The following is a 13,706-nucleotide window of genomic DNA, read 5'->3' as shown; positions in this document are numbered from 1 at the left end:
AGCTGCGCTGGCGTGGCCGTGTCGGAGGTCAGACTGATCACGAGGATGGGCGAATCCGCGGGATTGACCTTGCGATACGTCGGGCTGCCGTCCATGTTCGGCGACAGGTTGGTTTTCGCCGCGTTGATCGCGGCCTGCACGTCGCGTGCCGCGCCGTCGATATTCCGGCTCAGGTCGAACTGCAACGTGATCTGCGTTTGTCCGCGCGAGCTGACCACGTCATCTGGGCCAGGCCCGCAATATGGCGAACTGCCGCTCGAGCGGCGTCGTGACCGAGTGGCCACGGTCGTCGGATCGGCGCCGGGCAGTTGCCCCTGCACCAGGATCGTAGGAAAGTCGATTTCAGCAGTGGCGCGACCGGCAGCAGCCTGAATGCCAGGATACCGAACAGCGCAAGGGCGACCGCCAGCAACGTCGTCGCGATGGGCCGCCTGACGAATGGGCCAGACAGTTCATTGCACATACTCCGTTGCGATCGGCTCGTCCGCAACAAAGGTCTTTCCAGACGATGCATTGCCAGATAGATCACCGGCGTCGAGAACAAGGTCAGCAACTGGCTGACGCACAGGCCGCCGATAATCGCGATGCGATGGATGCCTCAACTCGGAGCCCATGCCGGAGCGAACGCGAGCGGCAGTGCGCCGAACAGCGACGCCATCGTCGTCATCAGAATGGGACGGAAGCGCTGTTCAGCCGCACGCCGGATCGCATCGTGTGCGGACAGGCCGTGGTTGCGTTGCCCTTCCACGCGAAGTCGATCATCATGATCGCGTTCTTCATCACGATGCGATCAGCAGCACGATACCGATCAGGCCCATGATGTCGAACTGCGTCCCGGCCATCAGCAGCCGCCAGCAGCGCCAAGCGCCGCCGAGGGAGCGTGGACAGGATCGTGACGGGATGAATGAAGCTCTCGTACAGGATGCCGAGCATCAAATAGACCACGATCACGGCCAGCGGCGACCAGATACCTTCGCTCGCCAGCGACGACTGAAAGGTCGCGGCCGATCCTTCCAGCGACACCTGGACGGACTGCGGCAACCTATCTGCTCCTGACCCTCTCAAGACGGGCAATCGCAGTGCGAGGCTGTATCCGGAGCGAGATTGAATGACACGTCCGCATATGGGAACTGGCCCTTGCGATCAATCCTCAGCGGCGCGGCATGACCTTCATCGTCGCCATCGACGCGAGCGGCGCGAGGCTGCCCGACGACGTATCGACATAGAGTCCTGAAAGCAGATGCGCAAGGTCGTCGGCGTTGTTTCTCGCGACCAGTACACGTGATACTGGTTCAGTGCGTGTAGATCGTCGACACCTGCGCTGACCAAACGCGTCGTACAGCACGTCGTCGATCGCCTGCGGCGTGATGCCAAGGCGCGACGCCGGTATCGCGGTCGAACGTGAGTTGCACCTGATTGCCTGACTGCATCGCCTCGCTCTGCACATCGGCAAACGCCGGATCGCGGCGCAACGCGCCAACCAACTCGCCAGTCCAGCCGATTAAGCAGCGCCGGATCAGTCGACTGTACGCCGAGACGTAGTCGTCGTCGAGATGGTTCGTCGAGCGTCAGATCCTGCACCGGATGCAGAACAGGCGCACGCCCGCGAGGTCCGCGGTGTCACCGGTCAGGCGGCGGATCACCTCGTCGATGCCGCTCGCTCGCCCTTGTCCTTCAGATTGATCAAGAGCGTGCCCTGATTGATCGTCGTCTCGTCTGGTCGATGCCGACAAACGACGAGGACTTGCGACTGCCGGATCGCGTGCGATCCGGTCGACGACCTGCTGCTGTTGGCCGATCATGCGCTGGAATGAAATGGTCGGTGCGCCTGCACGACACCTTCGATCAGACCTGTGTCCTGCTCGGGAAAGAAGCCCTTCGCATCACATCAGTGCGACGAACGTCAGCGTGGCCGTCAACACCACCGATGCGATCGTCAGGCGCCGATCGACAATACCAGTCGAGACCGCGTATGTACCTGCTGTTGAGCCGGTCGAAGAAATCGACCCGATGCGAGTGTGGCCGTGCTTTTAACATGCGCGAGCACATCATCGGCGTAAGCGTCAGCGACACCAACGCCGACAGGACGATCGCCGCCGACAGCGTCAGCGCGAACTCACGGAACAGGCGCCCGACCACGTCGCCCATGAACAGCAACGGGATCATGACCGCAATCAGCGACACGGACAACGAGATGATCGTAAGCCGATCTCCTTCGCACCCTTGATCGCGGCCCTCAGGGGCGTTTCCCCGGCCTCGATGTAGCGCGTAATGTTCTCGATCATTACGATCGCGTCGTCGACGACAAAGCCTGTCGCGACGGTCAGCGACATCAACGTGAGGTTATTCAGCGAAAACCCGAGCCCGTACGCGAGCGCGAGTGTGCCGGCCAGCGAAAGCGGCACGGTGACTGCGGGAATCACGGTAGCGGGCACATTTGCGCAGGAATACGAATATCACCATCACGACGAGCGCCACGGCGATTGCCAACTCCGTTTTCGACGTCGGCAACCGACGCGCGGATCGTCTTTGTTGCGATCCGTCAGCACGGCGACCTTCACCGATGCGGGCAAGCTCGCCCGCAGTTTGCGGCAACAGCTTCTGCACGCTATCGACCACATCGATCACGTTGGCCGCCCGGCTGCCGCTGGATGTTCAGCACGATAGACGGCGTGCTGTTTGGTCCACGCCGCCTGTTGCAAATTCTCGGCGCTGTCGATGGATTTGGCGATCTGCGCCAGCCGAAACCGGTTGCGCCTTGCCGGTACGCGATGATCAGGTCGCGGATAGTCTGCCGCCCGATTGCAGCTGGTCGTTCGCGCCGATCGAGTACGACTGGTACTTTTCCGTCGAGACTGCCCTTCGCCAGGTCAACGTTGGCACTGCCGAGCGCGGTACGCACGTCGTCGATCGACATGCCGAGTGCGTTGAGCGCGCCGGTATCGGTCTGCACCCGCACGGCCGGCCGCTGACCGCCGCTGATCGTGACCAGGCCCACGCCTGAAATCTGCGAGATCTTCTGCGCAAGCCGGGTATCGGCCAGGTCCTCGACCTTCGTCAGCGGCAGCACGTCGGATGTCAGCGACAGCGTGAGCACCGGGGCGTCGGCAGGGTTGACCTTGCTGTAGAACAGGCGGATACGGCAGATTAGCCGGCAGAAAGCTCGAGGACGCATTGATCGCGGCCTGCACTTCCTGCTCGGCGACGTCGAGCGAAAACGACAGATCGAACTGCAACGTGATCACCGACGTGCCGTTCGAGCTCGTCGAGTTCATCGCCTTCAGCCCCGACATCTGGCCGAGCTGTCTTTCGAGCGGCGAGGTGATCGACGAACTGACCACATCCGGGCTTGCGCCGGGATACTGCGTGTAGACCTGGATCGTCGGATAGTCGATTTCCGGTAGCGCCGAAACAGGCAGCAGGATGTATCCCAGCACCCCGGCCAGAAACAACGCGATCATCAACAGCGCGGTCGCAATGGGCCGCTCGATAAAGATTCGTGAAGCATTCATCGTCAGCTCCGCTCAGTGCGCCACGACTTTCACGAGCGAGCCGGTATCAAGCCTGTCTGCACCGTCGGTCGCGACCCGTTCTCCTGCCTTCACACCGCCATCGAGAATCGCCGTGTCGTCGCCTTTTACCGGCCCGGTCTTCACGTTGCGCAATACCACTGCGCCTGCGCCGCCGATCACGAAAACGAAATTGCCGTTCGCGCCATGCTGGATTGCCGTAGTCGGCACGACCGGAATCCGGCGCAGCGTGTCGACCTGCATCCGGACATTCACGAATTCGTTTGGGAACAGCGCGCTGCCGGAATCGGGGAAGACGGCCTTGACGTTGATCGTGCCGGCGCTCGTATTGACGAGGTTGTCGACCGCAAGCAGCGAGCCCTTCGCCAGCAACGATTTGCCGTCACGGTCGTAGGCCAGCACCTGAACCTCCCCGTGCGACATCGCCCGCCGGATCTGTCCCACGTCGTCCTCCGGCACCGAGTAGATCACGGTCGCCGGCTGCATCTGCGTGATGACCGCGATACCGGTCGTGCTGGTGCTGCTCACGTAGTTGCCGGGGTCGACCAGGCGCAGACCCACCACGCCGTCCACCGGAGACGTGATGGTGCAATAGCCGACCTGAACCTGCAGATTGTTTCACGTTGCCCGTGTCTGCCAGCACGGTACCTTCGTCCTCCTGGACGCTAGCAACTTGCGTATCGAGCGTCTGCTGTGTAATCGAACCCGCTTTGATCAGCTGCTGATAACGTTGCAGGTCCAGTTTCGCGTTTGCGAGTACAGCCTGGTCATGGCGCAGCGTACCCTGTGCCTGCAGCAACTGCGCGTCGAGCGCCCGCGAATCGATGCGTGCAATCACCTGTCCTTTCCTGACCGTCTGCCCCTCGCCGAAATCGACGGAACGCAGTATCCCGTTGACCTGCGTGATGACCGTGACGGTACGCGTCGGTGTCACGGTGCCGAGTGAATCGATGTAGACAGGAACATCGGTAAACGAAGCCGCGACTGCGCTCACGGGGATCGGATCCGGTGCGACAGCCGTCTGACGGTGACCGTGAGTCTGGTGGAGCCACCCAGTAGCCACGACGCCGGCCATGAATATACTTAGTATTGCAAAGTATCTTGTAAGGTTCTTCATCATACGACCTGAAAAAAAATGGCCATCTCATCAAATGCTCACGCTGCCCTGCCGGACCTTTGGGCGGGGCTCGAGGATCACATTGAATCGTAGTCTTTACGACACGACGACGGTGCAGTCATCGCGCTGACAAGCGCCCGTTAAGGAATGGGAATTTGCACCACGACCTTGAGTCCGGACGGTGCATTCTGGAAGAGATCGAGCGTGCCGCCATGCTGCTGTGCGATGTGCTCCGCTATCGCGAGACCGAGGCCGCTTCCGCCCTTTCGATCCGCCTCAGAGCCGCGCCTGAATGGTTGCTTTATCAACGACAGAAGCGCTTGAGGCACACCCGGTCCCCGATCCTCAACCGCAATCGAGAGAGTTCGCGCGTCGATGGCAGTCCTGACTGCGAGTCCGACCTGACCGTGCACGACCGCGTTCTGCATCAGGTTCATCAGAAGGCGCTGCATGCCAACCGGTCGGAACGCAACAGGTGGCAATTCCGCGAGCGACAGTTCGAAGGTGCGACCGAGACCTGCATAGTCGGCAGCGAGCTGTTCGATCAGCGCGTTCAGATCGCCGTGCGTCGCCGGTTCGCTATCCCACCCACGGGCGAAATCGATAAACTGCTGGACGATCGCGTCGATCTCCTCGACAAAGCGTTCCGCGCTGGCGGCCGGTGCCTCGAATGACTCGGGTGCGAAGATGGCCATGCGCAGCTTGGTCAGCGGCGTGCGGATATCATGCGATATGCCCGCAAGCATTTCGGCGCGCGTCGCTTCGAGATCTTCGAGTGTCGACGCCATCCGGTTGAACGCCTCCTCTACTGCTGCCAGCTCGCGCGGGCCGCTCACGGGAACCGCTTCGGGCCAGACGCCACGCTCGATGGTGCCGGCAGCGCGCGCCAGCCGGCGCAGCGCCTGTTCGACCGGCCGGTGGATCAGATAGGCCCCAAGAGCAGGAAGGGTAGCCGCACCTAACAACAGGCCGATCAGCGCCCAGGGCAGCGTACTGCTCATGGCCGAGGTTCCACGCAGCGCCACCCAGTACCACACATCCTGCACATGTAGACGCACCCAGATCCGGTGCCCGTCGCGTTCCCAGCGAAACTGTTCGTCCGGGGCAAGCTCCGATGCGAGCCGACCGAAAAAGCGGTGCGCCATGTAGTCGGGAGGCAACCCGTCGTGAGCCTGCGGCGGCGGCAGTTCACTCTGGGGCGCTCGATTCATTTCAAGCAGTTGCCGGTTTCGCTCGTCGTCCGGCAGGACCGACAACAGCCGGTTCAGGATCCGGATCTGCGATGCCACGAGCGCTGCCCCATCGTCAACTCTCGGCTTCTGGATAAAGTTCAGATAGACGCCAAAGACCAGGATCTGACTTGTCAGCATCAGTACAATCAACAGCAATACGTTGCGGGCGAAAAGGGAACCCCGCCATACCGACATGCCGCTTCCTTTCATCTCGCTTTCTCGATTGACCTGCTACGCAGGTTATACATAAAACAGTCAGGTGCCTTTGGCATTCGATTGACCGGTCCCGGGACCGCGGCCGGTCCTCTGCATCGTTGCCTGGGAAAGGCACTTATCCACTTGCGCGGTCATGCCGTACAGCGCGTCCAAAAAGTTGGCGGACGAATTGCCATAGCGTCGCGCGAGCTGCGCCAAGTCCATCAGTGCCGCATACGGCACTGTGCACTGTGATGCCAGGCTATTGAACGATCGTGAAGGTATCACGGCGGGGGATAATCGTTTCGGTGTACGTTCATTCAGGCTGATGTACCCTCCGAGCGCAAGTGCACCCAGGACGACCAGTAGCACAAAGTCGGCAACCCGCAGACCCCGACGAGCAGCCCTGGCGCCGAAGTGATGTGCAACATTGCTTTGTTGCTTTGACGGACGGGGGTGATGTATCGCGCGAGACAGGTACGGCGCAGACATTTCACAACCAGTGACCGGCCACCCAGACCCTACCTACCCAGTGTCCAGGCACCCAGAAGGGGTGCGGCGCCGGAACTACAAACGCCACAGGACGACGTGGCAGGACGACCACCGCCGTGGAAGGTGGGGGCGCTGGCGCAACCGTCACAACCGGCGTGACTGTCGTCGGCGCTGCGGCAACTGGGTAACCGCCTTGCACGACCACGGTCGGCGGCGCATAGACAGGTGCCGCCGGAACCACGACGACGGGACGCGGCACCGCGAAGCCGACGACCACGGCGGCGGATGCGGAACCAGTCAGGAATGTGAGCAAAGCCCCACCCAGCAGCATGGCAAACGTTCGAGTCTTCATGAGCATCTTCCCTTACAGAGAGCACGAGGTGTATCACGTGATGAGAGGGAAATGTACAGGGATCGGATCCTAAAATCTGTTGAAAAGGTATGTCAAAAAGTGTCACTTTGGCACCGGCGCGGGAGTGACGATCCACGATTGCGCGCCTGGCACTACGAGACCGATGCGCTTCTGTTGGGACGAGGATATGGGTTTTGTTCGAACTTCACAGCCGCTACTGGCCGGCAGGCCACCGTCACTGCCTGGTTGATGCTGCGCAAGCCTTGCAGCTTTCGGCGGCAGAACGGCTGCGCCGGGCCACTGCGCGAGATCGGTCGTATCGGGCGCGGCTTGTTCGAAATGTCGAACTGCGCCGCCGCGTTCACGTCGGGCAGCGTCCAGGGAAGACGCTGGACGACCCGTTTCGGCTTGCTCAAACATCGGACATGCCGATTACGGGGCCACCCGCACCTCTAGCTGCCCCCAGCGTTCACAGGTTTTAGCGGAAGACCGGGTCGATGCCGGACCGACTACGGGCGGAAACGGTACAAGAGTCGGTGTCGGCCCACCTTACCCGGCATTAGGGGTTTATACTTGCCGCGACTTCTCATATCCTCGCCGGCAAGGATTCAGCCCGCTCACTTAGCACTACAGCCGTAGTTATTTTTTCTAAACCAAAATAGTACTACTACTTTGTATAGGGCCGTGAAAGAGATCGCGAAAGCGTGGGAACATGAAATCGATCTGTTGCATGAAAGACTGGCTGGCCTGTTCAGGCGCGCCGAGCCGCGGCAGCGTTCGCTGGTTTGTCTAAAGGGTCTGCTGGGTACAGTCGAACGCAAGAACGGCTGGCAGCTCGCAGAACGGATCGGCGAGGCCGCACCCGATGGCGTGCAGCACCTCCTTGAGCGGGCGCAGTGGGATCCCGACGCGGCTCGCAATGTCCTTACGGGGGTGCCCTGTGGCTGGATCACCGGCGACGAGGTGTACGGCGGTGACCGTCCCCTGCGGCTATGGCTCGAGTCGCGCACGCAACCATTTCTGCTGGCGGTCAAAAAGAGCGAACCGCTGTGGTGGTAAGGCCCAACCTCAATACGGGTTGTGTCGCAGTAAGACGGGAGGGACGAGAAAATGCGATATCCAAAGGGTGCCTTATGAAACGAGCGAGTAGAACTGCTGCACAGCGGACAGCGGGATTTTACCCCGGCATTTCATCTGCTCTTTCTTGATCATGTGCATGGTCTCAATGCCACTGAGAATAACGCGAGCGCAGTCAAAGTCCTTGAACCCCTGCATCGACCGAGTGATGCGTTTGATGGCCAGATGGTCCTGTTCGACCACGTTGTTCAAATACTTGACTTGACGAATCTTGACGGGCGTCTCGCGCTCGGCATTCACCAAATGAAGTGCTGCCAGATTGGAACCGCTCTTGTCGATGGTCACCGTCTCGGGCGAGCCGTTCTGACCGATTGCCTTTTCAAAAAACCGCTGGGCAGCAGCCTTGTCCCGCTTGGCTCTAAACGGAAAGTCGATGGTGTTGCCCGCATTGTCCACGGCGCGATAAAGATATTTCCACGAGCCTTTGACCTTGACATAACTTTCATCCATGCGGCAACTCCTGCCCACCCGGCGCTTGTGCTTGCGAAAGGTCTTTTCGAACAACGGCACCAACTTGATGACCCAACGATGCACTGTTGAATGATCCACGCCAATGGCGCGCTCAGCGATCATCTCCTCAAGATTCCGAAGACTTAGCGAATAGGCCACATACCACCGCACGCACAACAACATCACGTCCAGCGGATAGTGCAACCGCTGCAGCACCTTGGCAACGCCGGCAGCAAGGGCCATTCGTCGTGTTGCGGTCTTCTTCATCGTGGGCACAAGCAAAGTTTTGGCAACTTGCACTTTACCGCAGCATCGCTATTGCGACAAAACCCGAAGACGGACGTTGCGGGTAATTTGCGGGTAAAAGTCAGGTGCGCATTCACCAACGACGGCAAACGTCTTGCTCAGCAAAGCATCCCGCTCTTTTGTAATGGCTGTGAACAATAACTATCATCTGGTGCATCACGACTTGCCTCACATTCCCTGGTACGCACTGCGGGGAGTGTATGAAACGTCCCGCCAGCAGTACCTGGAGCGCTCGGGAGGCTTTCTGGTAAAGGGTTACAGCGAATGGATCAAGCGCTATTTTTTGGCCATGGTTGCCCATCCGGTAACCGCCGGTGCATCCGACGCAAGCCGAAGAAATCCGGGTGCTTCCGGCAGTTTTGCGGGTAATTTGCGGCTCATGGTAGGTATCCGTCAAGGAGAACTCCATGAGGCTCACCTACCCACTCCTGCAAAACGCCAAACGGCGGAGTAAGCCCTATAAAATCCGCGACCGAGACTCTATGTATTTGCGTGTCTCGGTCCCCGGCTCGAAAGTCTGGAAATTTGACTATCGGTTGGAAGGCAAGGACTGCAGTTACACTCCAGGCCGATTTCCTGATGTTTCAATAGCCGACGCTCGCGAACTCCGCAACGCTGCGGCCAAGCTGGTGGCTTCCGGCATCCACCCGAAGGCGCACGAGAAGCAACTTCAACAGCAGACTGTCGCACATCAGAAGAACACGCTTTGGTCGGTATGCGGGAAATGGCTGAATGACAACCGTGCCAACTGGACAGCGTACTACCATGGGCAAGCTACCCGTTTCCTTACACGCTACGTGAAGGGTTCGTCACTCGGCGAAACGCCGGTGCGTGATATCACGGTGGCACACGTTTATGACCTGATGCAATCGATTGCGAAGCGCAAAGCGCTTGCGCAAGATGAACGCAAGGCGAGGGTGCTCCTCATATCGCGATACGTCTGCGCCAACACCTCGACGCAATATTCAGGCGAGCGATTATCAGCGGACGGGTCGACGCAAGTCCTGTTGCGGCGCTTAAACCATCCGACGTGGTGACGCTCCCGCCTACGCGTCACAATCGGGCATTGGAAGCTGATGAACTCAAACACGTGATGGAGGCACTTTCTGTCACGGGAACTCAGCGCACACGTCCAGCGGTGCACTTACTGTTGCTTACGTCAGTGCGTACTATCGAGTTGCGAGGTGCGACATGGAGGGAGATCGACCTTGAATCAGCGATATGGGCCATCCCAGCGGAGCGCATGAAAATGGAGCGTCCGCACGTAGTGCCGCTCAGCTCACAGTCAATCGAGATTTTGAAAAAAGTTCGAGAAAATACTCGACCTACGAACGCTGACAACTACCTCTTCCCGAACGTCAGAAATAACTCCCGGTCCATGGCGGCGACGACAATCAATGCAGCCTTGGTTCGCGCTGGATTTAATCACGAACGCCTCTTCGGGCACACGGCACACGAGGTACGTGAACTGAACAGACCGTGAGCCGACGTTGGAAGCAAGGATTCCTGACGAATCTGCCTCCCCGATTCTCGCGCTTCATTCTACGCCTGTCCATGCGTCGCGCCAGCCGACCGTCTAGTACAAGGTGACGCGCATAGATTTAAGCAGTCGCCACAGAAACCGCGGAAACAGAGCAATCCAAATTGATCCATCGGCGATTCTTTTCCTCGGACAAATGTGCGTCAGTGTCAGAAATTCACGACAGGTTACTTTTTTTGCTTCGGTAACCGAACGATGCGGAGTTACCCTCATGTTCGCAACAACAATCATCCTGCCGGGAGAAACGCATGAAACGAATCGCATTGTCGACCTTCTCGCTTGCGCTGCTCGGCGCAACAGGCGCAGCGCATGCACAGAGCAGTGTGACGCTGTATGGCTTGATCGATGAATCAATCCAGTACGTATATCACGCAGATTCGGCGAACAATCATCTGTTTCAAACGTACGCCGGCAACCTGCAGGGCAGCCGCTGGGGCATGAAGGGCACCGAAGACCTGGGCGGTGGCCTGAAGGCTATCTTCCAGCTGGAAAACGGTTTCGACGTGAACACTGGCGGATTGAACCAGGGCGGTCGCCTGTTCGGCCGCCAGGCGTACGTCGGCCTGACGCAGGACCTGTACGGTACCTTCACGTTGGGTCGCCAGTACGACCCGCTTGTCGACATGGTCCAGCCGCTGACGGCTGATAACTACTTCGGCAGCACGTTCACGACGCCGGGCGACGTCGACAACAATGACAACAGCTCCCGTACCAACAGCGCAGTCAAGTACGTATCGCCGGTGTGGAGCGGCTTCCAGTTCGAAGGCATGTATGCATTCGGCGGCGTTGCGGGCTCAACGGGCGCAGGCCAGACGTGGGCGGGCGCGGCGACGTACGCCTTTGGTCCGTTGAGCTTTGCAGCCGGTTACATCCGCATGGAGAACGCTAACTCGGCGGCCGGCCGTGCGAGCACGACCAATTCGTTGTCGCACTGGGGCTCCAGCGCAACGTCCGACGGTACGTTCGACTCAGCCATCAACGGCGGATACTCATCGGCCAAGTCGATCGACATCACATCGGCAGCAGCCCAGTACGTCACGGGTCCGTTCACTTTCAATATCCGTTATAGCTTCGCGCAGTACAAGCCAGACGGCTTCTCGCTCTTCCAGAATCAGGAGAAATTTCACGTCGCCGGCGGCTACGCGGGTTACCAGCTCACGCCTGCCATGCTGATCGGCTTGGGCTACATCTACACGCACGGCGCTGGCGACACGTCGGCTACGTATCACCAGGGTTCGCTGGGTGCGGACTACCTCCTGTCGAAGCGTACCGACCTGTACCTGATTGGCGCTTACCAGCACGCAAACGGCACGCAACGAGCGGCCGATGGTAGCCACGTCACGGCGGATGCTTCGGTTGGCTCGTACGGATTAACGGCAGGATCCAGCTCGCAAGCGATTATCAGCCTGGGTATCCGTCATAAGTTCTAGGAGAAATGCATTGGATGCGGCCAGTGACGTCTGGCCGCGGCACGAAGCCGGCCCAGGACGCGAGCCCGAAGGTTGGCTTTTCCGCTGTCATCTTGTCGACTTCGCAAGAGGACGGGTCACCGTGGGCGGTCACCGCTTTCTCGGATTAAGACCTCTATCGACTCTCTGTCCCTCCGACTCCAAAAGTAGCTTTCATATCAGGCATCCTGATTTCCTCTTTTTTGTACGTCGTGTGCGGACATTGCTTCATCGCCAGAGGCCGGCGCCAGGTGAGGCGTGAACGCCGCCTCGTCCCGTACGAGACGCTGGGGCAATGTTTCCTTGAGAAATTCGACCCATGTACTTACTTTCTTGTCGTGAGAGCGCGGCGAAGAAAGAAGCACGTAGGCATTGCGCGCCTGCATCCTGTACCTGGGCAAGACGTGCATCATCGTTCCAGCCTGTAATTTTTGCATCCCCGCCCGCAGCGACAATGGGCCTATACCAAGACCAGCCTCAATTGCATCAGCGAGTACATCGCTCAGGTCGCTATGAAGAATCGGGTCGCCGACCGAACACGTTTCGTGGCCAAATGGCCCCTCGAACTGCCATTGCCCGGATGACACGTCGCCAGCGTGATCAAAGCACCGATGTTGTTTGAGGTCGCAAGGCGTCTTCGGCACGCCGTATCGCGCCAGATAGACGGGTGCAGCACATAGGATCGAAGAAACTGCCCCAAGTCGCTCGGAGACTATGCCAGGGCCGGGCGGTTCGGACGAGCAAAGCAGTACGACGTCGTAGTCGCCGGGCAGCGCGTCCTGCATCTGCGGCAACAGTGTCACGCTCGCCGAAACCTGAGGGAATCGCTCCAGGTAGCTCGAAAGTAGCCCTGATAGGTGATATCGGTCAAAACTCGCGGATACGCCGATCCTAAGTGTCCCGGCCGGCTCAGCGCCCACTTCCGATGCCTCCGCCTCCGCCTGTGCCAATTGATTCAGGATCACGTCGCAGTGCGAAAGATATCGCTCCCCTGCTTGAGTCAATGCCACGCGCCGGGTCGTCCTCTGCAACAGACGTACCTGCAGGTGCGTCTCAAGATCTGCGATAGCACGCGAAACCTGAGATGTAACGAGGTTGAGTTCTTGCGCTGCCGCAGTAAAGCTGCCAACTGATGCAACTCGGGAAAAGGCACGTATGGCCTGCAGCATATCCATGGGTCGCCTTCAATCTGTTAAGGCGTTTCAGTTCGTCAATTGTGAGAAACCAACCCGGCATTCCAGCGGCACATGCCAGCCCTTTTTTGGGCAATTCGGATGTGCCCCACTAGGTACTTTAGTCGAAAGAGCGCGCGGTTTTCGCGTGGCTCGTTGACAGAATAACAATCTTATTCTCGTTGCCTCGCAATACTTGGTGTCGCGCCCGAGTTGGCGCGCTCGAGCAGTATCCGCTTAGGGCAGAGCGATAATGCTACCTTCGCCATGACCGGAGAACTGCATCCGGTCCGTGTTCGCGCCATGCGATCAGCGCCGCCGGGTGAGACTAACGCACTTTACCTGGACTGGCTCGGTGGCTTCAGGTGTCGCCGGTACGACCGAAGCATCTACGCATGGACTTCGAACATGACTACACGCCCGGACGTACAGGACGATTTTTTGCACATGCTTATAAAGAACAAGGCCGCCGTGAACGTGTTCCTTGTGAACGGCATAAGACTGAGCGGTCAACTGGCCGCCTTTGACAGATTTTCAATTCTGCTAGTGTCTGGCTCAGGTTCGCAACTTGTTTTTTAAACATGCCATTTCGACCGTGCTGCCCGTCAATGGCACGGGCCAAGTACGTGAGCCCACCGAGGTGCCGTTAACCGGTGACACGACGGACCAATTACGGCGCCGTGTCCGATGAGAACTGCCATGACATGCTGCCGCTACGCCAAGCCTCACCCGTCC

At 59.2% G+C, this 13,706-nt stretch carries 17 protein-coding genes and 3 pseudogenes; 7 read left to right on the top strand and 13 right to left on the bottom strand.

The genetic code is table 11. The features are described from left to right. From B0G80_RS48400 to B0G80_RS46560, 8 genes and pseudogenes are all read right to left on the bottom strand, one after another. Positions 1–284 (bottom strand): efflux RND transporter permease subunit (locus B0G80_RS48400; protein ID WP_408969405.1); only part of this gene is annotated, 284 nt, incomplete at its 3' end. A 314-nt stretch (positions 285–598) separates the two neighbouring features. Then, positions 599–706, bottom strand: coding sequence for an efflux RND transporter permease subunit (locus tag B0G80_RS47680; RefSeq protein WP_258879269.1), 108 nt, complete (start codon positions 704–706; stop codon positions 599–601). Further along, positions 667–1,041: an efflux RND transporter permease subunit gene (locus tag B0G80_RS47675; RefSeq protein ID WP_258879207.1), complete on the bottom strand. Its 375-nt coding sequence runs from the start codon at positions 1,039–1,041 to the stop codon at positions 667–669. The genes B0G80_RS47680 and B0G80_RS47675 overlap by 40 nt, the downstream gene beginning before the upstream one ends. Before the next feature lie 527 nt (positions 1,042–1,568). Beyond that, entirely contained in the window at positions 1,569–1,802 is a 234-nt protein-coding gene (locus B0G80_RS47670) for a hypothetical protein (RefSeq protein ID WP_116123660.1), read from the bottom strand. 43 nt (positions 1,803–1,845) lie between these two features. Then, positions 1,846–2,405, bottom strand: a pseudogene (locus B0G80_RS47665) (efflux RND transporter permease subunit). 203 nt (positions 2,406–2,608) lie between these two features. After that, entirely contained in the window at positions 2,609–3,175 is a 567-nt protein-coding gene (locus B0G80_RS47660; protein WP_258879206.1) for an efflux RND transporter permease subunit, read from the bottom strand. A 28-nt stretch (positions 3,176–3,203) separates the two neighbouring features. After that, positions 3,204–3,461 (bottom strand): annotated as a pseudogene (locus tag B0G80_RS47655) (efflux RND transporter permease subunit); the annotation flags it as partial. Positions 3,462–3,524: 63 nt separating this feature from the next. Further along, positions 3,525–4,094, bottom strand: a complete 570-nt coding sequence (locus B0G80_RS46560; RefSeq protein WP_258879205.1) for an efflux RND transporter periplasmic adaptor subunit — start codon at positions 4,092–4,094, stop codon at positions 3,525–3,527. Positions 4,095–4,203: 109 nt separating this feature from the next. Here B0G80_RS46560 and B0G80_RS46555 point away from each other — a divergent pair, with 109 nt between their 5' ends. Further along, a complete protein-coding gene (locus B0G80_RS46555) occupies positions 4,204–4,476 on the top strand; it encodes a hypothetical protein (RefSeq protein WP_220377535.1) in 273 nt (90 codons plus the stop codon). On the opposite strand, the pseudogene B0G80_RS48395 reads toward B0G80_RS46555, so the two are convergent. The 3 genes and pseudogenes from B0G80_RS48395 to B0G80_RS45595 form a co-directional block, all read right to left on the bottom strand. Next, positions 4,366–4,605, bottom strand: a pseudogene (locus B0G80_RS48395) (hypothetical protein); the annotation flags it as partial. The gene B0G80_RS46555 and the pseudogene B0G80_RS48395 overlap by 111 nt on opposite strands. A gap of 182 nt (positions 4,606–4,787) precedes the next feature. Further along, complete coding sequence (locus tag B0G80_RS43780; RefSeq protein WP_243856376.1) at positions 4,788–6,089, bottom strand: ATP-binding protein; 1,302 nt, start codon at positions 6,087–6,089, stop codon at positions 4,788–4,790. Positions 6,090–6,567: 478 nt separating this feature from the next. After that, entirely contained in the window at positions 6,568–6,918 is a 351-nt protein-coding gene (locus tag B0G80_RS45595; protein ID WP_147310003.1) for a hypothetical protein, read from the bottom strand. 684 nt (positions 6,919–7,602) lie between these two features. Here B0G80_RS45595 and B0G80_RS48390 point away from each other — a divergent pair. Continuing rightward, complete coding sequence (locus tag B0G80_RS48390) at positions 7,603–7,977, top strand: transposase (RefSeq protein ID WP_408969401.1); 375 nt, start codon at positions 7,603–7,605, stop codon at positions 7,975–7,977. Positions 7,978–8,049: 72 nt separating this feature from the next. Here B0G80_RS48390 and B0G80_RS43770 read toward each other — a convergent pair whose 3' ends face one another. Continuing rightward, positions 8,050–8,748, bottom strand: a complete 699-nt coding sequence (locus tag B0G80_RS43770; protein WP_116123659.1) for an IS6 family transposase — start codon at positions 8,746–8,748, stop codon at positions 8,050–8,052. Positions 8,749–8,905: 157 nt separating this feature from the next. Between B0G80_RS43770 and B0G80_RS43765 the strand changes: the two genes are divergently transcribed. The 4 genes from B0G80_RS43765 (at position 8,906) to B0G80_RS43750 (ending at position 11,781) form a co-directional block, all read left to right on the top strand. Continuing rightward, complete coding sequence (locus B0G80_RS43765; protein WP_408969399.1) at positions 8,906–9,265, top strand: hypothetical protein; 360 nt, start codon at positions 8,906–8,908, stop codon at positions 9,263–9,265. Continuing rightward, positions 9,219–9,848, top strand: coding sequence for an integrase arm-type DNA-binding domain-containing protein (locus B0G80_RS43760; protein WP_116123657.1), 630 nt, complete (start codon positions 9,219–9,221; stop codon positions 9,846–9,848). The genes B0G80_RS43765 and B0G80_RS43760 overlap by 47 nt, the downstream gene beginning before the upstream one ends. Beyond that, positions 9,842–10,294 carry a tyrosine-type recombinase/integrase gene (locus tag B0G80_RS48385; RefSeq protein WP_408969397.1) on the top strand — a complete coding sequence of 151 codons (453 nt, stop codon included), beginning with the start codon at positions 9,842–9,844 and terminating at the stop codon, positions 10,292–10,294. The genes B0G80_RS43760 and B0G80_RS48385 overlap by 7 nt, the downstream gene beginning before the upstream one ends. A gap of 305 nt (positions 10,295–10,599) precedes the next feature. After that, the gene (locus B0G80_RS43750; RefSeq protein ID WP_116123655.1) at positions 10,600–11,781 is read left to right on the top strand and encodes a porin; all 1,182 of its coding nucleotides are present in this window, start codon (positions 10,600–10,602) and stop codon (positions 11,779–11,781) included. Between the two features lie 197 nt (positions 11,782–11,978). Here B0G80_RS43750 and B0G80_RS43745 read toward each other — a convergent pair whose 3' ends face one another. Beyond that, positions 11,979–12,974, bottom strand: a complete 996-nt coding sequence (locus B0G80_RS43745) for a LysR family transcriptional regulator (protein WP_116123654.1) — start codon at positions 12,972–12,974, stop codon at positions 11,979–11,981. A 264-nt stretch (positions 12,975–13,238) separates the two neighbouring features. Between B0G80_RS43745 and B0G80_RS47930 the strand changes: the two genes are divergently transcribed. Further along, the gene (locus B0G80_RS47930; RefSeq protein ID WP_309568814.1) at positions 13,239–13,550 is read left to right on the top strand and encodes an RNA chaperone Hfq; all 312 of its coding nucleotides are present in this window, start codon (positions 13,239–13,241) and stop codon (positions 13,548–13,550) included. Positions 13,551–13,706 lie beyond the last annotated feature (156 nt).

It is taken from the genome of Paraburkholderia sp. BL6669N2 (assembly GCF_003387275.1).
Classification (GTDB): domain Bacteria; phylum Pseudomonadota; class Gammaproteobacteria; order Burkholderiales; family Burkholderiaceae; genus Paraburkholderia.
Note: the sequence above shows the minus strand (reverse complement) of the source record. Positions and strands in the feature narration are given on the sequence as shown.

Coding starts and splice junctions, on each gene's coding strand:
- B0G80_RS47930 (WP_309568814.1), top strand. CDS start 13,239: ATGACCGGAGAACTGCATCCGGTCCGTGTTCGCGCCATGCGATCAGCG.
- B0G80_RS43780 (WP_243856376.1), bottom strand. CDS start 6,089: ATGAAAGGAAGCGGCATGTCGGTATGGCGGGGTTCCCTTTTCGCCCGC.
- B0G80_RS45595 (WP_147310003.1), bottom strand. CDS start 6,918: ATGAAGACTCGAACGTTTGCCATGCTGCTGGGTGGGGCTTTGCTCACA.
- B0G80_RS43745 (WP_116123654.1), bottom strand. CDS start 12,974: ATGGATATGCTGCAGGCCATACGTGCCTTTTCCCGAGTTGCATCAGTT.
- B0G80_RS43760 (WP_116123657.1), top strand. CDS start 9,219: ATGAGGCTCACCTACCCACTCCTGCAAAACGCCAAACGGCGGAGTAAG.
- B0G80_RS43770 (WP_116123659.1), bottom strand. CDS start 8,748: ATGGCCCTTGCTGCCGGCGTTGCCAAGGTGCTGCAGCGGTTGCACTAT.
- B0G80_RS47660 (WP_258879206.1), bottom strand. CDS start 3,175: ATGCGTCCTCGAGCTTTCTGCCGGCTAATCTGCCGTATCCGCCTGTTC.
- B0G80_RS43750 (WP_116123655.1), top strand. CDS start 10,600: ATGAAACGAATCGCATTGTCGACCTTCTCGCTTGCGCTGCTCGGCGCA.
- B0G80_RS47670 (WP_116123660.1), bottom strand. CDS start 1,802: ATGATCGGCCAACAGCAGCAGGTCGTCGACCGGATCGCACGCGATCCG.